Source organism: Streptomyces iconiensis (assembly GCF_028657195.3).
Taxonomy (GTDB): domain Bacteria; phylum Actinomycetota; class Actinomycetes; order Streptomycetales; family Streptomycetaceae; genus Streptomyces; species Streptomyces iconiensis.
Genome location: NZ_JANCPR020000018.1, coordinates 110,937 through 130,146, shown reverse-complemented (window position 1 = coordinate 130,146; position 19,210 = coordinate 110,937). Strand labels below are relative to the sequence as shown.

Below are 19,210 nucleotides of genomic sequence, written 5' to 3'. Positions count from 1 at the left end.
GCTTGTCGCGGCTGCTCGCTACTTGTTGCGGACCGCTCGCGGCGTACTACTTGCTGCTCGTTCCGGACCGCTCGCGGGTACTGCTGACTGCCCGCTCCGGGCTGCTCGCGGCGTACTACTTGTCGCTCGCTGCTTGTCGCCTGCTACTTGCTGCTCGTTAGCTGCTGCCCGTTACGCGCTTTCCGCCACACCGTGTGTGCGGTCCGGAGCGGCCAGGCGGGAGAGTGCGGCCTGGGAGGGCGAGTCAGGTTCGACGGTGTACACGCACAGCATCTGGCTCTCGTCCGTGGTGAGCGCGAACGTCTCGTACGCCACTTCGATGTCACCGACCCCGGGGTGCCGGACACGCTTGGTCCCCGACATGGTCTCGCGTACCTGCTGTGCCTCCCACAGCGCGCTGAACTCGGCGCTGCGGTTGAGGAGTTCCGCCGTGACGGCCTTGACCCTCGGGTGGCAGGGGTGGCGCCCTGTCTCCGCGCGCAGGGCCGCGACGGTCTCGGCTGCCACGGCGTCCCACTCGGGGTGGAGGGCGCGGCTGTCGGGGTGCAGGAAGACCAGGAGTGCCGCGTTGCGCCGCTCCGGCGCGAGCGCGTCCAGGTCGTAGGCGAAGCGGGCTCCCACCCTGTTCCAGGCGAGGTAGTCCAGCCCGGGCCCGACGATGTAGGCGGGCGTCACAGGGTCCATCGCGTCGAGCACCCACTGCATCTGCGGCCGTACGACGGGGGGCGACAGCGTTCCGGCGGGGAAGCTGGGATCGGCGAGGTTGCCGAGGTAGGTGCGCTCGTCGTCGGTCAGGCGCAGGGCGCGCGCGAGAGCGTCGAGCACGGGTTCGGAGATGCCCACGGCTCTGCCCTGCTCGATCCGTATGTAGTAGTCGACGCTGATCCCCGCGAGCTGGGCCACCTCCTCCCGGCGCAGGCCAGGGACGCGCCTGCGGTTGAGCGTGGGCGCGAGCCCGAGCGTCTCCGGGGCCAGGTCCGCCCTGCGGGTCCTGAGGAAGGAGCCGATCCCCATGCTCTCCTTCACGGCACTGTGCGCGCTCTCCTCCGCGGCGCTCCGGCTGCTCGTTGTCGCCTCCCGGCTGCCCGTCGTCATCCACCCAGTATCCGTACCGGCGGGCCGGAACGGGAGGCCGCGGGTACGGGCGGGCACTGGGTGGTACTGCCGGACCCAGGTTGGACCTGATCTGGTGCCGGCGCCGACCGGAGCACAGAGTGCTCCAGCAAGCACCCGGCACGGCAGGAGCGGGGGTACAAGCAGCCGATCGGCACAGGCAGCGGACAGCCGGTCGGCACAAGCAGTCGCAGCGCACGGGCAGACGTACCGGAAGAACAGGAAGCAGAGGAAAAGGCAGCATGGAGTACAGGTTCCTCGGAGGCACGGGCATCTCGGTGAGCGAGCACGCGCTCGGCGCGATGATGCTCGGCCAGACCAACACCGACCACGACGACTGCGTCCGTATCATCCACCGCGCGCTGGACGCGGGCATCAACCTCGTGGACACCGCCGACGTGTACGCGGGCGCCGGGCTCAACGAGGAGATCGTCGGGCGGGCGCTCAAGGGCCGCCGCGACGACGTGGTCCTCGCGACCAAGGGGCACATGCCCATGGGCGAGGACCGGAACATGCGGGGCAACAGCCGCCGCTGGCTCACCCGCGCGCTCGACGACAGCCTGCGACGGCTGGACACCGATCACGTGGATCTCTACCAGTTGCACAGGCCGGATGCGCACACGGACATCGACGAGACGCTCTCCGCGCTCTCGGACTTCGTCCGCGCGGGCAAGGTGCGGGCGATCGGCACCTCCACGTTCCCGGCCGAACTCCAGGTCGAGGCGCAGTGGACGGCGGAGCGGCGCGGACACGTACGCCCCCGTACGGAGCAGCCGCCGTACTCGATCCTGGCGCGCGGCGTCGAGGCGTCCCTGCTGCCCACGGCGCAGCGCTACGGGCTGGGCGTGCTGGTGTGGGGGCCGCTGTCAGCCGGGTGGCTGTCGGGCCGTATCCGCTCGGCGGCCGACATCGATCTGAGCGGCGGACGTACGGCGATCGAGCGCCACAAGTTCGACCCGGCGCTGCCCGGCAACGCGCGCAAGCTGGTGGCCGTCGAGAAGCTGAGCCAGCTCGCGGAGGAGGCGGGGATGCCGCTGCGCCACCTCGCGACGGCGTTCGTACGGGCGCACCCCGCTGTGACCTCGGTGCTACTGGGCCCCCGCACGATGGAGCAGCTGGAGGGGCTGCTTTCGGGCGCCGAGGTGAAGCTGAGCGCCGATGTGCTCGACCGGATCGACGAGATCGTGCCGCCGGGTAAGGACCTGAACCGCGACGACTTCTACTACACGGCCCCTGCCCTGACCGACCCGTCCCTGCGCAGGCGCTGACGCCGGTACTGGTGCTGACGCCGGTGGTGCTGACGCCGGGGCCGGTGCCGGTACGGACCGGCGTGCGGGCCGCCAAGGGCGTGGGGAAGGGGCGTGCGTGGGGGAAAGGTGTGCCCCTCCCCCACGCCCCCGGGGGTTCGGCGGGTGCTTCCCAGGCCAGCGGGTGCCGGCCAGGTCAGCGGGTGCTGACCGTCTCGGTGTCGCGGCCCGAGCGCAGGACCGTGCCAGGGACGGCGCCCGTCACCTTGTCGTCGCGGATGGTCTCGACACCGTTGACCCAGACGCCGACGACCCCGACGGCCTCGGAGTCCAGGCGCGGGCTCTCGCCCGGCAGGTCGTGGACGAGGGTGGCCTGTCCCGCGTCGATGCGTTCGGGGTCGAAGAGCACGAGGTCGGCGTGCCAGCCCTCGGCCACGCGCCCCCGCTCGCGCAGTCCGAACAGGCGCGCGGGGTCATCGGTGAGCATCTTGACCGCCTGCTCCAGGCCCACCAGCTTCCTGCCGCGCAGGCAGTCGCCCAGGAACCTGGTGGTGTACGGAGCACCGCACATCCGGTCCAGGTGCGCCCCGGCGTCGGAGCCGCCGAGCATCACGTCCTCGTGCTCCCAGGTGCTGCGGCGCAGCTCCCAGGAGTCAGGGTCGTTGTCCGTCGGCATGGGCCACAGGACCGTGCGCATCGTGTCGTTGGAGCAGATCTCGACGATGCACTGGAAGGCGTCCTGACCGCGCTCGGCGGCGATGTCACGTACGACCCTGCCCGTGAGGCCCTCGTTCTCCGGGGAGTAGGTGTCCCCGATGACGTACCGGTCGAACTTCGCCAGGCGCCGGAAGACGCCCGCCTCCTTGCTGTCCGCGTGGCGCAGCATCTCGGCCCGCACATCGGCGTCGCGCAGCTTCTCGATGCGCTCGGGGATGGGCAGGCCGAGGATGTCGCCCCAGCCGGGGATGAGGTTGAGGGCGCAGAAGGTGCCCAGCGACATGTTCATGGGCGTCAGGATCGGCATGGTGAGCGCGACGACGCGCCCGCCCGCCTCGCGTGCGCGCTCGCTGGCGACGAGCTGGCGCGGCACCCTTTCGGGTACGGAGGCGTCGATGGTGAGCACGTTCCAGTTGAGGGGCCTGCCCGCCTCGGCCGACATCCGTGCGAACAGGTCGATCTCGTCGTCGGAGAACTGGTCGAGGCAGCCGGCGACGATCGCCTCGATCTGGGTGCCCTCGTGTTCGGCGACGGCGCGGGAGAGCGCGAGCAGCTCCTCCGGCTTGGCGTGCCGGGAAGCGACGGGTTTCCCGTCGCCGTCGGAGTGGGTGGAGGACTGTGTGGTGGACAGGCCCCAGGCGCCGGCCTCCATGGCGTCGTGGAAGAGCCGCAGCATGGCCGCCATCTGCTGCTCGGTGGGCTGCCCGCCGATCGCGTCGGGCCCCATGACGTGCCGGCGCAGCGCGCAGTGGCCCACCATGAAGCCCGCGTTGACGGCCGTACGGCCCTCCAGCGCGTCGAGGTACTCGCCGAACGAGGACCAGTTCCAGGGCGCGCCCTCCTCCAGCGCGATCAGGGACATGCCCTCGACGCGCGACATCATCCGCCGCGTGTAGTCGGCGTCCTGCGGCCTTTCGGGGTTGAGCGGCGCCAGCGTGAAGCCGCAGTTGCCGCCGGCGACGGTGGTGACGCCGTGGTTCATCGACGGCGTCGCGTACGGGTCCCAGAACAGCTGTGCGTCGTAGTGCGTGTGCGGGTCGACGAAGCCGGGTGCGAGCACGAGGCCCGTGGCGTCCTGGCTGGTACGGGCCTCCTCGCGCAGCTGTCCCGGTTCGGCGATGACGGCGATCCGTCCGTTCCTGATACCGATGTCAGCGCGGAACGAGGGCGCGCCCGTGCCGTCCACGACGGTCGCGCCCCGTATCGCGTGGTCAAGCACGTGCGGCCTCCCGGAAGCGCGTGGTGCGGTGTACGGGGTCGGTGTCGATCTGCGGAATGACGTGCTCACCGATCAGCTTGATCGTGTTCAGCGTGTCCTCGTACGGGATGCCGATGGGCAGGCCGAAGGAGAGCTGGTCGGCGCCTGCCTGCTCCCAGCGCTTGCACTGCTGGAGCACCTCGTCGGGGTTGCCGCAGATCATCAGCTCCTCGGAGATGAGCAGGTCCACGATCTCCTCGGTGTACTCCGGGATCAGCTCCGGCCACTCGGGGATGCCCTCGGGGCGCGGGAAGGTGTCGTGGTAGCGGAAGAGGAGCGACTGGAGGTAGTTGAGGCCGCCGTTGACGGCGATCTGCCGGGCCTTCTCCGAGGTCTCGGCGCAGATCGCGGTGGAGGTGACCATGACGTTGTCGTTGACGAAGGCGCCGATGGGTTCGGCGTCCTTGACGGCGCCCTTGTAGGACTCAAGGACCCACTCCATGTCGGAGATCTTCTGCACGCTGAAGCCGAGCACCCCGAGGCCCTTCTTCGCCGCCATCGCGTACGAGGAGGGCGAGCCCGCCGCGTACCACATGCCCGGGTGCGAGCCGCGGTACGGCTTCGGCAGGATCTTGCGGGGCGGGAGCGACCAGTGCTTGCCCTGGAAGCCCTCGTACTCCTCCTGGAGCCACATCTTGGGGAACTCCCCGATGGTCTCCTCCCAGATCTCCTTCGTGTGGTTCATGTCGGTGATGCCCGGCAGGAACCCCAGGATCTCGTGGGACCCTGCCCCCCGCCCCGAGCCGAACTCGAACCGCCCGCCGGAGAGATGGTCGAGCATGGCGACCTTCTCCGCGACCTTTACAGGGTGGTTGACCTGCGGCAGCGGGTTGAAGATCCCGGAGCCCAGGTGGATGCGCTCGGTCGCGTGCGCGAGGTAGCCGAGGAAGACATCGTTCGCCGAGAGGTGGCTGTACTCCTCCAGGAAGTGGTGCTCGGAGGCCCAGGCGTATTTGAAGCCCGACTTGTCCGCCTGGATGACGTACTCGGTCTCCTCAAGCAGTGCGTTGTGCTCGGCCTGCGGTTCGGCCTTGGCCCGCGCGGCGGGCACGTATCCCTGAACAAAGAGCCCGAATTCCAAGGCGGTTCACTCCTTCACACGTTTCTGACGCACCGTCAGATCTGATACGACGACTCTGGCACCGGCGCCGGGGACCGTCAATACCTGACGCCCCGTCACCCTTTGACGCGTCCTTCAGAGAACCGAGACCCCCGCCAGCCAGCCGCCGTCGACCACGAACGGCTGGCCCGTCACATACGAGGAGTCCTCGCAGCTCAGGAACAGCGCCAGCTTCGCGACCTCGTCGGCCCTGCCGACCCGCCCCTGCGGTACGAGCTTCGCGTAGAACGCGTCCAGCGCCTCGGCCGAACCGTCGTCCACGCTCAGCCCGTTCTCCGCCGCCTTCGCTGGGTTCGTCATGGGGGTGTCGATCGCGCCGGGGCACATCGCGTTGACCCGTATCCCCTTCCCCGCCAGCTCCATCGACGCGACGCGCGTCATCCCCACGATCGCCGCCTTGGTCGCGGCGTACGCGGTCAGGAACGCCATGCCCGTCAGCGCCGCGTACGAGGCCGTGTTGACGATCGTGCCGCCGCCGGCCGTCTCGATCTCCGGCGCCGCGGCCTTCATGCCCAGGAAGCAGCCGGTCTGATTGACCGCGACCACCTCGCGGAACTCCTCCACCGGTGTGGTCACCAGCTCGTTGAACCGCAGTATCCCGGCGTTGTTGACCAGCCCGTCCAGCTTGCCGAACCGGCTCTTCGCCGCCTCGACGGCCCGGGCCCAGCCGCTCTCCTCGCGTACGTCGAGATGGACGTACGCCGCGGCGTCGCCCAGTTCCTTCGCCACGGCCGCGCCCTGCTCGTCGAGCACATCTCCCAGCACCACGTGCGCACCCTCAGCAACGAAGAGGCGTGCCTCCTCCGCGCCTTGTCCCCGTGCGGCGCCGCTCACGAGTACGACCCGTCCGTCGAGCTTGCCCATGCCCGTCCCTCTCCTTCGGCGGTTCCGGTACGACACGCTCCGGTCAGGGGTTCAGCCGCGGCGCCACGTCCCTGGCGAACGCCGCGATCTGGTCCAGGAGTTCGGTGACCGAGCGGGACCTGAAGCGGATCTGGATCTGGTGGACGCCCATCCCCGCGTAGGCCCGCAGCGACTTCGCGAGGGCCTCCGGAGTCCCGGTGAGCGTGCGGTGGCCCACGTCCCAGGCGGGTTCGCCGACGTACAGGGGTTCGGTGATGGCGCCCACCGTGAACGGTTCCCCGGCCAGACCCGCCTCCTCGCGCAGCCGCCCGATCCGCTCGATCTGCGCGGGCAGCCCGTCACGCGGGTCGCCCTGCGGAAGCCAGCCGTCACCCCTGAGCGCCGCACGGCGCACAGCGGGGGCCGACGAGCCCCCCACCCACAGGGGCGGTCGCGGTGACTGCGCGGGCCGGGGCCGCTGGCCGAGACCGGAGAACGAGAAGCGCTCACCCTCGAACACCGGGTACTCCTCCTCCCCCAGCGCGGCCTTCAGCGCCTCCACGGTCTCGTCCAGGACAGCGCCGCGCCCCTCGAAGTCCGCGCCGAGCACCTCGAACTCCTCGCGTACGTGCCCCGCGCCCACACCGAGGATCAGGCGGCCCCCGGACAGGTGGTCGAGGGTGGCGTACTGCTTGGCGCTGGCCAGCGGATGCCGCAGTCCGACGACGGCGACATGGCTGAGCAACCGCACGCGCGAGGTCGCGGCGGCGAGGAAGCCGAGCGTGGCCACCGGGTCGTACCAGACGGTGCTCATCGCCTTGGCCAACCGCCTCGGTATGGCGACGTGTTCGCAGCAGGCGAGGTAGGCGAAGCCTCCCTCGTCGGCCGCGCGGGCGACGGCGAGCAGCTCCTCTGCGCCCGCTTCGGCCTCCCACGGCTCCGCGTAGATGGCGCTCTGCGACTGGACCGGAAGCTGCATGCCGTACGCGAGCCGGTCCGACGGGAAGTTCCCCACGGGGTGTGCCCTCCTCGACTCCGGCGAGCGGGCCTGTGCGCGCCCTGTGAACCGCGCGGCCCGCCCGCTACGGGCCGCCATGCTGCTATCTGACGGCCCATCAGACAAGGGGCGCGGCACGGGCGGCGCGCATCGCGCGTACAGGGGCCGGGGATCGCGCGCGGCGGGAGTCGTGGACCGCGCGCGGCGGGAGTCCGGGATCGCCCGGAACCGGGGTCGCGCACCGCGCGGGGCCGCTTGTGAGGGAATGGCGCCCCGTCATCACCGGACCCCCACGCCCGCGCCACGGAATGGTCATGGAAAAGGTCGTTGCGAACAGAAAGTAGGAACTCGTGTTCCGGATCTGGATGTGCGAAGCCCGACACTGGGGGAACATGGATCGGACCGCTGGGAACAAGTAGCCGGGCCACCTGCCCCTCAGCAAAACCCCCTGCCCGACAACCCAATTGTTCGAGGACATCGATGACCGAGATACCGGTCGTGCTGACCGTGCTCCTGTCCGTGGGGACGGCCGCCGCCCTGGTGCTTGGCCTCGCGCTCGCCCGTTCGCACCAGAAGACGAAACGGTCGCGGCAGCGCACGACGGCCCTGGAGGCGGAACTGCGCACGGCGGCACACCACCACGCCGCGCTGACGACCCGCGTCCAGGCCACGGAGGCCGAGGTCCGCCACCTGGCCGGAGCACGCGTACCCGATCTGGCGGCCTCACTGGCCCACTCCCACGTGCCCGTTCGCGGCCCGCTGGACCCCGCCATCGCGGGCTCGGCGCTCGAAGAGGCGTTCAACTCCGTGCTGGCCCAGGTGGACGACGCGGTCGTGAAGGAACGTGTCCGCGTGGACGCGGCGGCGCAGGCCGCCATGCGCGGCGCCAGCACCACCATCCAGGCCCTGCTCTACCAGCTCCAGAGCCTGCTCCAGACGATGCAGGAGAAACACGACGACCCCTTCATCGCCGAGGACCTGCTGGCCGCCGACTTCCTCAACGAACAGGCCCTGCGCCGCGTGCAGTCCACCGCCGTCGTGTGCGGCGCCTGGCCCGGACTGACCCGCGAGAACTCGCACCTGGCCGACATCGTCGTCGGCGCCATGTCCCGCCTCACCGGCTATGAACGGGTCCAGGTCACCAACCAGCTCCGCGACCCCGTCGGCGTCGTGGCCCGCGCGGTCGAGCCCGTCGCCGTCGTGCTGACCGAGCTGATCGCCAACGCGCTGCACTACTCCCACCCGGAACTGCCCGTCGCCGTGACCCTCCAGCAGGGCAACAAGGGCGCTTCGGTCATCATCGACGACGCGGGCGTCGGCATGCACACCGAGGAACTCCAGCAGGCGGCACGGCTGATGGCCGGCGCCGACACCCTGCTCCTCACCGAACTGGGCGACCCCCCGCGCACCGGCTTCGCCGTCGTGGGCCAGCTCGTACGGCAGTACGGGTTCACCACGTACGTGGAAGCCTCGCCGTACGGCGGTGTCCGCGCCATCGTGCACATCCCCGGCGACCCGCTGCTCACCCTGCTCGACGAGGCCGAACAGCCGATGTCCGCGATGGCGCCCCTGCCCGCTGCCTCGGGTTCTCATCGTCCCCCGCTGCCCGGCCGGGCCTCCACCCAGCACCCGCCCGTGTCCCAGGACCTGCGCGCGCGCCAGGACCTCCCCGGCACGGCGGACGCACGCGCGGGCGATCCCTTCGCGGAGCCGTCCGACGCGGGTGCGGAAGCGGACGACACGGAACTGCCGCGCCGCCGCAGGCGCCGCTCCCAGAACGCGCCCGAGCGCGACCCCGCTGCCGCCGGGCACCCGCAGCAGCCGTACGACGCGACGGGCCCGTACGACGCGGCGGCCCCGTACGACGCCGTAGGCCCGCACGCGACCGCGGCCGAGGGCGCCTCCGCTTCCCCCGAGGAGAGCGCACAGCGCTGGGCCGCGTTCCAGCAGGGCACCGCCTCGGGGCGCGCGGCGGCCGAGGCCGAAGCGCCCTCCGAGTCGGGCGCCACAGATCCCTCGGGCCCCCCCAGCCCCGCCGACCCCCGTTCCGCTGAAGGGAATACGCGCGCATGACAACCCCCGCTCACCGATCCGTCCGCGAGGACACCTCATGGGTGCTCGCCCCGTTGCTGGACCTGCCGCACGTCATCCACGCGGCCGTCATCTCCGGTGACGGCCTCATCGAGGGGCGGTCGCCAGGTCTGGAACGGGACGCGGCGGACGGTGTCGCCGCCATGCTGTCCGCACTCCAGGGCGCCGCGCGCACCACCACGTGTGCGTTCGCGGGGTCGTACGAGACCAGGCTGCGGCAGACCGTGATCGAGTCCAACCACGGCTGGGTGTTCGCGATCCCCGCCGGCGAGAACACCACCCTCGCCGTCTTCGCGGGCCCGGACGTGAACATGGGCATCGTCACCCACCACATGCAGGTCCAGGTGGCCTCGCTCGGTGCGAAGGCCATGAGCAGCCCGCCCCGGGACAACGCGGCCACATGACACCCGCACCCCGCGACACCAGGCGTCTGGTCCCCGCCTATCTGGCGACGTCCGGACGTGCCAGGCCCAGCCGCAACACGCTCGACCGGCTCTCCGTGCTGCACGGCGCGACACGGGGGCCGGTCAGCGGCGTCAGCCCGCAGGAAGCGCGCCTGCTGGAACTGCTGCGTCCGGGGGCGCTCTCGCTCGCCGAGGCCGCGGCACACCTGCGGCTCCCGGTGAGCGTGGTCAAGGTCCTGGTGGCCGAACTGGTCGACGCGGGCCATCTGCAGGTCCGCGCACCCATTCCCGACGCCGAACTGCCCGAGCGGCAGATTCTGGAGAAAGTTCTCGATGGACTCCGCACTCTCAAGTCCTCCTAGTCCGGACGCCGGTGCCAGCTCCATGTATCTGGGCGAGAACGCCCAGACTTTGGTGAAACTGCTGGTCGCGGGGCCGTTCGGGGTGGGCAAGACCACCTTCATCCGCTCCCTGTCGGAGACCGCTCCCCTGCACACCGAGGAGGTGATGACCCGCAGCGGGGCGCTCGTTGACGATCTGGCCGGTGTCCGGGACAAGTCCACGACCACCGTCGCCATCGACTTCGGGCGGCTCACTCTCCCCGGCGATCTGGTCCTCTACATGTTCGGCACACCGGGCCAGCGGCGCTTCCGCCCCCTGTGGCAGGACATCGCGCGGGGCGCGCTGGGCGCGCTGGTGCTCGCCGACACCCGCCGCCTCGCCGACTCGTTCGAGGTGATGGACATGATCGAGGAGGCCGGGCTGCGGTACGCCGTGGCGGTCAACTCGTTCCCCGACTCGCCCGCACACCACCCCGACACCCTCCGCGACCATCTCGACCTCCACCCGGAGACACCGCTCGTGCTGTGCGACGCGCGCAACCGCGACCAGGCGGCCGACGCGCTCATCGCCCTCGTCGGCCACGTCCTCGACCGCATGCCCCAGGAGTCAGCGTGAGCGCCCCCGCCGCCCCAGGACACGGGCCCACACCTCCGGCAGGTCCGGCGGGCGCCGGAACCTGCCCCGGCCCTGGCCCCGATTTCGGTCCCGGGCCCGTTCCCGGATCCGGGACCGGCCCCATGCCCCCGCCGCTGGTCGAGCCGGGCCACGACGTCGTCCCGCTGTACGGCGCGGAGTTCGCCGCCGACCCGTACGCGGTCTACGAGAGGCTGCGCGAGTACGGCGACCTCGCGCCCGTCGAGATCTCGCCCGGAGTGGGCGCCATGCTGGTGACCGACTACCGCGCGGCGCTCGACCTGCTCCACGACCCGGTCACATGGTCCAAGGACGCCACCGTCTGGATGGACAGCGTGCCGGAGGACTCGGCCGTGATGCCGATGCTGCGGGGCAGGCCCAACGCGCTGTTCACCGACGGGGAGGTCCACGACCGCTACCGCCGCGTGATCACCGACAGCTTCGCGCGGCTCGAACCGCACGAGCTGCGCCGCCATGTGAAGGAGGTCGCCGACACCCTCATCGCGCGCTTCGGCCAGGACGGACAGGTCGATCTGGTGGGCCAGTACGCGCGGCTGCTGCCCCTGCTGCTCTTCAACCGGGTCTTCGGGCTGTCCGACGCCAAGGGCGACCTGCTCATCGCGGGCATCGCGGGCATGTTCGACAGCAAGACCCCGGAGGAGGCGGAGGCGGCCGACGCGGCCTATACGCGCTACATCGGGGAGCTGACGGAGACCAAGAAGCAGCGGCGCGGCCCCGACCTGACCTCCTGGTTCATGGATCACCCCGAGGGGCTGACCGAGGAGGAGGTCATCCACCAGATCGTGGTGACGATGGCCGCCGGGTACGAGCCGATGGCCAACCTCATCGGCAACGCGCTCAACCGCATGCTCGCCGACGACCGGTACTACAGCACCCTCTCGGGCGGCGCCCTGACACCCCGCGACGCGCTGCACGACGTGCTGCAGAACGACCCGCCGATGGCCAACTACTCCGCGCACTACCCCAAGCGGGACGTCTACTTCCACGGGGTGTGGCTGCGCGCGGGCCAGCTCGTGCTCGTCTCGTACGCCGCGGCCAGCACCCAGGGGGGCCGTACCCGGCCCGGCGAGCGCGCGGGCGTCACCAGCTCCGGCAAGGGCGCGCACCTCGCCTGGGCCGCCGGACCGCACGCCTGCCCCGTTCAGCAGCCCGCGATGCTCATCGCGACCACCGCGATCGAACGGCTCACCGCCTGGCTGTCCGACCTCGAACCCATGGTGTCGCCGAACGAACTGACGTACCGGCACGGTCCGTTCCAGCGCGCGCTGGAGAGGCTTCCCGCCCGGTTCACTCCGATCACCCACGGACGAACAGGAGAGATCCCATGGAACAGCCGCCGGTCGCCCTCGACCCGCTCGGCCGCGACATCCACGGCGAGGCACGGGAGCTGAGAGAGCGCGGCAGCGCGACCCTCGTCGAACTGCCTGCCGGAATCCGCACCTGGCACATCAGCGAGTTCGAGGTGCTCAAGGGCCTGCTGCGCGACCCCCGCGTCTCCAAGGACCCCCGGCGGCACTGGCCCGCCTGGCAGCGCGGCGAGTTCCAGGAGAGCTGGATACGCACCTGGGTCGGCGTCACCAACATGCTCAGCTCCTACGGGGACGACCACAAGCGGCTCCGGAAGCTGGTGGCCCCCGCCTTCACAGCGCGTCGCACCGCGGCGATGCTGCCGCGCGTCGAACGGATCACGACGGAGCTGCTCGACGCGATGGAACGGTCCGTCACAGACACAGACGCGGGCACAGAGGCGGGCACAGACACCGGCACAGACACCGGCACGGGCACGGCCGGCGGCGCACCGCTCGACCTGCGTTCCTCGTTCTCGCACCCGCTGCCGATGCTGGTCATCTGCGAGCTGTTCGGCGTCCCCGACGACCAGCGGCCGGAGATGAAGCGGCTGATGGACCTGATCATGGACACCACCCTCACGCCCGAGGAGGCGGCGCGTACGGCGGTGGACATGCAGGCCGCCTTCGGGGCCCTGGCCGAGTCCAAGCGGCGCGAGCCCGGCGAGGACCTGACCAGCGTGCTGGTCTCCGCCCGTGACGACGAGGGCGGCACCCTCAACGAGAAGGAACTGCTGGACACCCTGCTGCTGATGATCGGCGCAGGGCACGAGACCACCGTCAACCTGATCGGCAACGCGGTCCACGCGCTGCTCACACACCCCGACCAGATGAAGCTGGTCAGGGAGGGGACGGCGACCTGGGACGACGTGATCGAGGAGACGCTGCGCTGGGCGCCCAGCATCTCCAACCTGCCGCTGCGCTTCGCCGTTGACGACATCGGACTGGCGGACGGCACCATGATCCGGCAGGGCGACGCCATCCTCACCACGATCGCGGCGGCCAACCGCGACCCGGAGAAGTACGGCCCGACGGCTGACAGCTTCGACCTCCTGCGCGAGCACGGCGAGCACCTGTCCTTCGGACACGGCGTGCACTTCTGCATGGGCGCTCCGCTCGCGCGCATGGAGGCACGTACGGCGCTGCCCGCGCTCTTCGCGCGCTTCCCGAACCTGCGCCTCGCGGTGCCCGAATCCGAGATCGCACAGGTGCCCTCGTGCATCGCGTTCGGGCACGCCAGGGTGCCGGTCCTGTTGCACGGCTGAGCGGGCACGGGCGTTCGGGCCCGACGGCGTTCGGGCCCGACGGCGGACGCCGGGGGGCGGGGACCTCACCGGTCCCCGCCCCCCGGCGTCCGTGCGGGATATGTGCGGGATGTTCCGTGCGAGAGTGGCCCCGCGGTCCGTTCAGGCCGCCCCCGCCCACAGCCCTTCCGGTGTGAGCCCGAGCAGGTCGATGGCGTTGCCGCGCACGATGCGTTCGACGAGGTCGGCCGGCAGGTGACCCATCTGCGCCTCGCCGACCTCCTTGGACTTGGGCCAGGTGGAGTCGGAGTGCGGGTAGTCGGTCTCGTAGAGGACGTTGGGTACGCCGATGGCGTCGACGTTCTTCAGCCCGAACGCGTCGTCGAAGAAGCAGCCGTACACGTGGTCGGCGAAGAGCTGCGAGGGCGGCTGGAGCACCTTGTCGGCGACGCCGCCCCAGCCCCTGTTCTCCTCCCAGACGACGTCGGCACGCTCCAGGATGTAGGGGATCCAGCCGATCTGGCCCTCGGCGTACATGATCTTCAGGTTGGGGAAGCGGTCGAACTTGCCGCTCATCAGCCAGTCGACCATCGAGAAACAGCAGTTGGCGAAGGTGATGGTGGAGCCGACGGCGGGCGGCGCGTCGGCCGAGGTGGACGGCATCCTGCTGGAGGAGCCGATGTGCATGGCGATGACGGTGCCGGTCTCGTCGCAGGCACGCAGGAAGGGGTCCCACTCGTCGCCGTGGATGGACGGCAGCCCCAGGTGCGGGGGTATCTCGGAGAAGCAGACGGCCCGTACGCCGCGTGCGGCGTTGCGCCGTACCTCCTGGGCCGCCAGTTCGGCGTCCCACAGGGGCACGAGGGTGAGCGGGATGAGGCGGCCGTGCGCCTCGGGGCCGCACCACTCCTCCACCATCCAGTCGTTGTAGGCGCGCACTCCGAGAAGGCCCAGCTCGCGGTCCTTGGCCTCGGTGAAGGTCTGGCCGCAGAAGCGGGGGAAGGTGGGGAAGCAGAGCGCGGACTGGACGTGGTTGACGTCCATGTCAGCGAGCCGCTCGGGGACGCTGTAGGAGCCGGGGCGCATCTGCTCGTAGGTGATGGCCTCCAGCTTCACCTCGTCCCTGGAGTAGCCGACGGCGGTGTCGAGCCGGGTGAGGGGGCGGTGCAGGTCCTCGTACACCCACCAGTCGGCTATGGGTCCGTCATCGCCCGGTTCGCCCATCTTCGGCGCGAACTTGCCGCCGACGAAGGTCATTTCCTTCAGTGGCGCGCGAACGATACGGGGTGCGGTGTCCTGGTACTTCGACGGGATCCTGTCCCGCCAGACGTGGGGAGGTTCGACCGTGTGGTCGTCCACCGAGATGATCTTCGGGAAGGTCTCCATGTGCTCCACGGTAGCGCCGATCTGACGATCCGTCAGCTATCTGGCGGGCACCGTGCACGCCGTTCAACACCCCGGAGCGCCCTCAACGGGCGAGGAATTTCGAAGGGATGGTAGAGAGGCCGGTACCCGAGCTGACGTACATGCCACGGACAAGGCAGACTGACCCTGCGGCAGTGGAGCGCAGAATGCAGGGGGCACCAATGGGCGCCGAGGACCTCACCGAACGCGAAACGGAGCACCGGGATCACCAGCTTCGCTTCGCGGTGCTCGGTCCCGTGCGCGCATGGCGCGGCCAACAGCCGCTTCCCATGGGCTCACCTCAGCAGAAAGCGCTGCTCGCAGCGCTGCTGCTACGCAGCGGACACACCGCGACAGCCGAGGAACTGATCGACGCGATCTGGGGCGAGGAGCCACCGGAGCAGGCGAAGGCGGCGCTGCGTACCTACGCCTCCCGCATACGCAAGGCACTGGGCAGCCACGCTGAACTCCTTGTGAGCGAGTCCGGCGGCTACGCGATGCGGACGGGCCCCGAGGCCCTTCTCGACCTGGACACCGCACACGATTTGGCCATGCACGCCGAAAAGGCGGCCTCCGGCGGCGACCGCGCCGCAGCGCGCGAGCAGTACACAGCGGCGCTGGCCCAATGGGAGGGCGAGCCGCTGGCCCATGTGCCGGGACCGTACGCGGAGACGCAGCGCACGCGCCTGGAGGAGTGGCGGCTCGGCCTCCTCGAACACCGCCTGGACCTGGACCTGCAGGTCGGCTGCCACGCGGAGGCGGTCAGCGAACTGACGGCACTCACCGCTGCGCACCCTCTGCGGGAGCGGTTGCGCGAGCTGCTGATGCTCGCGCTGTACCGCAGCGGGCGGCAGGCCGAGGCGCTGGCCGTCTACGCCGACACCCGGCGCCTGCTCGCCGAGGAACTGGGCGTCGATCCCCGCCAGGAGCTGTCCGAACTCCAGCAGCGCATCCTGGAAGCGGACGACGAACTGACCTACCAGGCCGACGAGCCCTCGGCTGCGGCCGTCCAGACGGTCACCCGCCCGGCACAACTTCCGGCCACCGTGGCCGACTTCACCGGCCGGGCCTCCTTCGTCGCCGAACTGGGCGACCAGCTCGCGCAGGCCGACGGCACCGTCATGGCCGTCTCCGCCGTCGCGGGCATCGGCGGAGTGGGCAAGACGACACTGGCCATCCACGTGGCACACGCGGCGGCCGACCGCTTCCCCGACGGACAGCTCTACGTCGACCTGCAGGGCGCCGGATCCTCACCGGCCGACCCGGAATCCGTACTCGGGTCCTTCCTGCGCGCCCTGGGAACACCTGATTCAGCCATTCCGGACGGCGTCGAAGAACGCTCAGCGCTCTTCCGCTCCCTCCTGGCCGGCCGCCGCGTGCTGGCCCTGCTCGACAACGCACGCGACGCCGCCCAGGTACGCCCCCTGCTGCCCGGCACCGCCGGCTGCGCAGCCCTGGTCACCAGCCGCACCCGCATGATCGACCTGGCCGGCGCCCACCTGGTCGACCTGGACGTGATGAGCCCCGAAGAGGCCATGACCCTCTTCACCCGCATCGTCGGCGAAGAGCGCGTCGCCGCCGAACGCGAAGCCGCCATGGACGTCGTCGCCGCCTGCGGCTTCCTGCCCCTCGCCATCCGTATCGCGGCGGCGCGGCTGGCGGCCCGGCGCACCTGGACGGTCTCCGTACTGGCCCGCAAGCTCGGTGACGAGCGCCGCAGGCTGGACGAACTGCAGGCCGGCGACCAGGCCGTCGCCGCCACCTTCGAACTCGGCTACGGCCAGCTCGACGCCCAACAGGCCCGCGCCTTCCGCCTGCTGGGCCTGGTCGAGGGCCCCGACATCTCCCTGCGGGCCGCGGCAGCGATGCTCGACCTGAGCGCCGAGGACGCCGAGGACCTGCTCGAATCCCTCGTCGACACCTCCCTGCTGGAATCGGCCGCACCCGGCCGCTACCGCCTCCACGACCTCGTACGCCTCTTCGCACGCGCCTGCGCCGAACGCGACGAACAACCGCCCAGCGAACGCGACGCGGCACTCTCGCGCCTCCTCGACTTCTACCTGGCAACGGCCGCAACGGTGCACTCCATGGACCAGCCGGGAGAGCGCCTGGTGGAGCACCTGACGCCGACCGACCACCCGGGGCTGACGTTCGAGAGCCACGCGGACGCTGTCAACTGGCACTTCACGGAGACCGGAAGCTATCTCGCGACCGCTCGTCAGCTCGCCCAGGGCTCCACTTTGCGTCGTGCGGTTGACCTGCTCATGGCGACGATCGATCTGGCCGAAGCCGGCGTCAACGTCCGGCAGTTCGAGCAGGTGGCCACGCTCCTGGAAGAGGCAGCGAACGAGGCCGGTGACCTCCAGGCCGAGGCACGGGCCCGTTCGGTGCGCACCGGGCTGCACTTCACCACCGGCAGCTTCGACGACGCGGACGAGGAAGCCCGCAGGGCGATGATTCTGGCCCGCGCGGCCGACGACCCCATCGCCGCTTCCTACGCGCTCAACGACCGGGGCATCGTCGCGATCTACCAGAGCCGCTGGGCCGACGCCGAGGAATATCTGAGCCAGGCCGTCACGGCCTTCCGCGCGTATGACAACGGCCCCTCCGAGGCGAGCGCGCTGAGCAACCTGGCGCGCTCCCACGTCGGCCTCGGCCGCCACGAGAGTGCCGTGGAGCTGGCCTCGCAGGCCGTGTCCATCTACCGCCAGCTGGAGGTCTCCATGCGGCTGGCGAACGGGCTGTACGCGCTCGGCACCGTGCTCACAGCGGCGGGCAGGCTGGACGAGGCCGAGGAGCGGTTCACCGAATCCCTCGCCATCTTCCGCCGCAGCAGGCAGCACCTGTGGGAGGGCACCGTCCATTTCAGGCTCGCGCAGGTCTATCTCGCGGCCGACAAGCCCGGGATGGCGGCCAGCCAGGCCGAACAGGCACTGGCGCTGCGCGGTATCGGCGGCGAGTGGCGCCGCGGCACCGTGCTCGTCGTGCTGGGCAAGTCCCTCACGGCGCTGGGCCAGACGGACCGCGCACGCGCCTGCTGGCAAGAGGCGCTCACCATCTTCGACCAGATCGACGCCCCGGAGGCCAGTGAGGTCCGGGCTCTGCTCGCACCCTCGCTCGCCGTGTAGGGCAGCCTCGCCCACGGGGCAGGGAGCGCCGCTCGCCGTGGGAGCGTTGCCCATCCTGGAGGGAGCGCTGCTCGCCGCACGGTGGAGGGTTTCCTTCCGTGGCGGAAAGCCTCGCTCGCCGTACAGGGTGCGATGCAAGCGGACGTTCATCAATCGTTTATCACCGCGGTCCATGCTCAATCACATCGATCCGGCGCGTCGGGGGGCAGGCGGATCGATGGGGGAAAGGCCGCTACCTCGCCCATGGCAGGCGGCCATCGCACGCCCGTCCGGCGGCCCACGGGGGAGCCGCTGGACGGGCACCGTCAAACCCACAGAAGAGGAGACAGCCACCATGGGAACCCACGAACAGAAGACCGTGACCGTCGACGACGAGCTGACCACTCAGAGCCGGCACGCATCTGACATCGGCATCAAGAGCCGCCATGCGTCGGACGTCGGCACCACGAGTCGGCACGCCTCTGATGTGGAAACCGAGAGCCGCCACGCCTCGGACGTCGGGACCGAGAGCCGCCACGCCTCGGACGTCGGGACCGAGAGCCGCCACGCCTCGGACGTGGGCACCGACAGCCGGCACGCGTCGGATGCCGAGGCCAAGGAGCAGCACCCGGCCGAGGCGAACGGCGTGGCCAAGGAAGCCGAGGAGTCCAACAGCGACATCGGCACCACAAGCCGCCACGCCTCCTGATCCTTCCCGCTCAGGCGGCCGGACTGGGGGGTTCGGAAGCCCGGGAAGTACGGGGGAACGACGGGGCCCCGGGGGGACAGGGCCCCACGGGGGACCGGGGCCCTACGGGGGAAGCGGGGCCCTAGGGGGAAATGAGGGTCCACGGGGGAAGCGGGCCCTACGGGGGAAAGCGGGAGCCCACGGGGGAACAGGGCTCACGGGGGAACGGCACAACGGGGGGGAAGCGGCGGGGCCTACGGGGGACAAGGGCCCCGCCGGCGGGGGAACGGAACAACGGGAACAACGGGGTAGCAACGGGGGAAGCCGCGACCTGACATCAGGCCGACGGGGGACACGTGGGCCGCTGTCGACGGCACAGAGGGGGAGCCGTCGACAGCGGCCTTCGTCGATATGAACGATATGAACGCTTCAACCAATAAGGCCGCCTCGCCAGGGGTAGCCCGGCCGGAATCGGCCCTTCGCCGCCTGTTCCAGGCCAACGAAAGGAACCGATCATTTTCGGTCCCCCAACGGCGTCGTAGCGTAACAAAGGAATCACGGTTCGCAGTCCCCCATAGAGGAGTTGTCGTGACCCGCTCGAAGAAGATAGTCGCCACCTGCGCTCTCACCCTGGG

General features: G+C 70.5%; 15 protein-coding genes. 9 read left to right on the top strand and 6 right to left on the bottom strand.

The annotated features are described in order from the left end of the window. Window positions 1-171: 171 nt before the first annotated feature. Window positions 172-1,095, bottom strand: coding sequence for a helix-turn-helix transcriptional regulator (locus NMN56_RS19510; protein ID WP_274046145.1), 924 nt, complete (start codon window positions 1,093-1,095; stop codon window positions 172-174). 260 nt (window positions 1,096-1,355) lie between these two features. Here NMN56_RS19510 and NMN56_RS19505 point away from each other — a divergent pair, with 260 nt between their 5' ends. Next, window positions 1,356-2,381, top strand: coding sequence for an aldo/keto reductase (locus NMN56_RS19505; RefSeq protein ID WP_274046144.1), 1,026 nt, complete (start codon window positions 1,356-1,358; stop codon window positions 2,379-2,381). A 175-nt stretch (window positions 2,382-2,556) separates the two neighbouring features. On the opposite strand, the gene NMN56_RS19500 is transcribed toward NMN56_RS19505, so the two are convergent. The 4 genes from NMN56_RS19500 to NMN56_RS19485 form a co-directional block, all read right to left on the bottom strand. Next, window positions 2,557-4,296, bottom strand: a complete 1,740-nt coding sequence (locus NMN56_RS19500; RefSeq protein ID WP_274046143.1) for an N-acyl-D-amino-acid deacylase family protein — start codon at window positions 4,294-4,296, stop codon at window positions 2,557-2,559. Then, a complete protein-coding gene (locus tag NMN56_RS19495; RefSeq protein WP_274046142.1) occupies window positions 4,289-5,416 on the bottom strand; it encodes an LLM class flavin-dependent oxidoreductase in 1,128 nt (375 codons plus the stop codon). Before NMN56_RS19495 ends, NMN56_RS19500 begins: the two co-directional genes overlap by 8 nt. A 114-nt stretch (window positions 5,417-5,530) precedes the next feature. After that, window positions 5,531-6,319 (bottom strand): SDR family NAD(P)-dependent oxidoreductase, encoded by a 789-nt coding sequence (locus NMN56_RS19490; protein WP_274046141.1) that lies wholly within the window; start codon window positions 6,317-6,319, stop codon window positions 5,531-5,533. A gap of 43 nt (window positions 6,320-6,362) precedes the next feature. Continuing rightward, window positions 6,363-7,277 (bottom strand): TIGR03619 family F420-dependent LLM class oxidoreductase, encoded by a 915-nt coding sequence (locus tag NMN56_RS19485; protein ID WP_274046194.1) that lies wholly within the window; start codon window positions 7,275-7,277, stop codon window positions 6,363-6,365. Between the two features lie 498 nt (window positions 7,278-7,775). Between NMN56_RS19485 and NMN56_RS19480 the strand changes: the two genes are divergently transcribed. The 6 genes from NMN56_RS19480 to NMN56_RS19455 all read left to right on the top strand — a co-directional run bounded on the left by NMN56_RS19480 (window position 7,776) and on the right by NMN56_RS19455 (window position 13,397). After that, window positions 7,776-9,368, top strand: coding sequence for an ATP-binding protein (locus NMN56_RS19480; protein ID WP_274046140.1), 1,593 nt, complete (start codon window positions 7,776-7,778; stop codon window positions 9,366-9,368). Continuing rightward, window positions 9,365-9,790 carry a roadblock/LC7 domain-containing protein gene (locus tag NMN56_RS19475; protein WP_274046139.1) on the top strand — a complete coding sequence of 142 codons (426 nt, stop codon included), beginning with the start codon at window positions 9,365-9,367 and terminating at the stop codon, window positions 9,788-9,790. The genes NMN56_RS19480 and NMN56_RS19475 overlap by 4 nt, the downstream gene beginning before the upstream one ends. After that, the gene (locus tag NMN56_RS19470; RefSeq protein ID WP_274046138.1) at window positions 9,787-10,152 is read left to right on the top strand and encodes a DUF742 domain-containing protein; all 366 of its coding nucleotides are present in this window, start codon (window positions 9,787-9,789) and stop codon (window positions 10,150-10,152) included. Before NMN56_RS19475 ends, NMN56_RS19470 begins: the two co-directional genes overlap by 4 nt. 22 nt (window positions 10,153-10,174) lie before the next feature. Continuing rightward, a complete protein-coding gene (locus NMN56_RS19465; protein WP_274046193.1) occupies window positions 10,175-10,747 on the top strand; it encodes a GTP-binding protein in 573 nt (190 codons plus the stop codon). Between the two features lie 122 nt (window positions 10,748-10,869). Then, window positions 10,870-12,177, top strand: a complete 1,308-nt coding sequence (locus NMN56_RS19460; protein ID WP_274046137.1) for a cytochrome P450 family protein — start codon at window positions 10,870-10,872, stop codon at window positions 12,175-12,177. Next, window positions 12,111-13,397, top strand: a complete 1,287-nt coding sequence (locus tag NMN56_RS19455; protein ID WP_274046136.1) for a cytochrome P450 family protein — start codon at window positions 12,111-12,113, stop codon at window positions 13,395-13,397. The genes NMN56_RS19460 and NMN56_RS19455 overlap by 67 nt, the downstream gene beginning before the upstream one ends. Before the next feature lie 141 nt (window positions 13,398-13,538). On the opposite strand, the gene NMN56_RS19450 is transcribed toward NMN56_RS19455, so the two are convergent. Beyond that, window positions 13,539-14,771, bottom strand: coding sequence for an amidohydrolase family protein (locus NMN56_RS19450; RefSeq protein WP_274046135.1), 1,233 nt, complete (start codon window positions 14,769-14,771; stop codon window positions 13,539-13,541). 191 nt (window positions 14,772-14,962) lie between these two features. On the opposite strand from NMN56_RS19450, the gene afsR reads away from it, so the two are divergent. Together afsR and NMN56_RS19440 are read left to right on the top strand one after the other, a co-directional pair. Further along, window positions 14,963-17,908 (top strand): SARP-family global regulator AfsR, encoded by a 2,946-nt coding sequence (gene afsR, locus NMN56_RS19445; RefSeq protein ID WP_274046192.1) that lies wholly within the window; start codon window positions 14,963-14,965, stop codon window positions 17,906-17,908. Between the two features lie 334 nt (window positions 17,909-18,242). Further along, window positions 18,243-18,596 (top strand): hypothetical protein, encoded by a 354-nt coding sequence (locus NMN56_RS19440; RefSeq protein WP_274046134.1) that lies wholly within the window; start codon window positions 18,243-18,245, stop codon window positions 18,594-18,596. Window positions 18,597-19,210: the final 614 nt, after the last annotated feature.

Coding starts and splice junctions, on each gene's coding strand:
- NMN56_RS19510 (WP_274046145.1), bottom strand. CDS start 1,095: ATGACGACGGGCAGCCGGGAGGCGACAACGAGCAGCCGGAGCGCCGCG.
- NMN56_RS19505 (WP_274046144.1), top strand. CDS start 1,356: ATGGAGTACAGGTTCCTCGGAGGCACGGGCATCTCGGTGAGCGAGCAC.
- NMN56_RS19490 (WP_274046141.1), bottom strand. CDS start 6,319: ATGGGCAAGCTCGACGGACGGGTCGTACTCGTGAGCGGCGCCGCACGG.
- NMN56_RS19485 (WP_274046194.1), bottom strand. CDS start 7,277: ATGCAGCTTCCGGTCCAGTCGCAGAGCGCCATCTACGCGGAGCCGTGG.
- NMN56_RS19480 (WP_274046140.1), top strand. CDS start 7,776: ATGACCGAGATACCGGTCGTGCTGACCGTGCTCCTGTCCGTGGGGACG.
- NMN56_RS19475 (WP_274046139.1), top strand. CDS start 9,365: ATGACAACCCCCGCTCACCGATCCGTCCGCGAGGACACCTCATGGGTG.
- NMN56_RS19470 (WP_274046138.1), top strand. CDS start 9,787: ATGACACCCGCACCCCGCGACACCAGGCGTCTGGTCCCCGCCTATCTG.
- NMN56_RS19465 (WP_274046193.1), top strand. CDS start 10,175: ATGTATCTGGGCGAGAACGCCCAGACTTTGGTGAAACTGCTGGTCGCG.
- NMN56_RS19460 (WP_274046137.1), top strand. CDS start 10,870: ATGCCCCCGCCGCTGGTCGAGCCGGGCCACGACGTCGTCCCGCTGTAC.
- NMN56_RS19455 (WP_274046136.1), top strand. CDS start 12,111: ATGGAACAGCCGCCGGTCGCCCTCGACCCGCTCGGCCGCGACATCCAC.
- afsR (WP_274046192.1), top strand. CDS start 14,963: ATGGGCGCCGAGGACCTCACCGAACGCGAAACGGAGCACCGGGATCAC.
- NMN56_RS19440 (WP_274046134.1), top strand. CDS start 18,243: ATGGGAACCCACGAACAGAAGACCGTGACCGTCGACGACGAGCTGACC.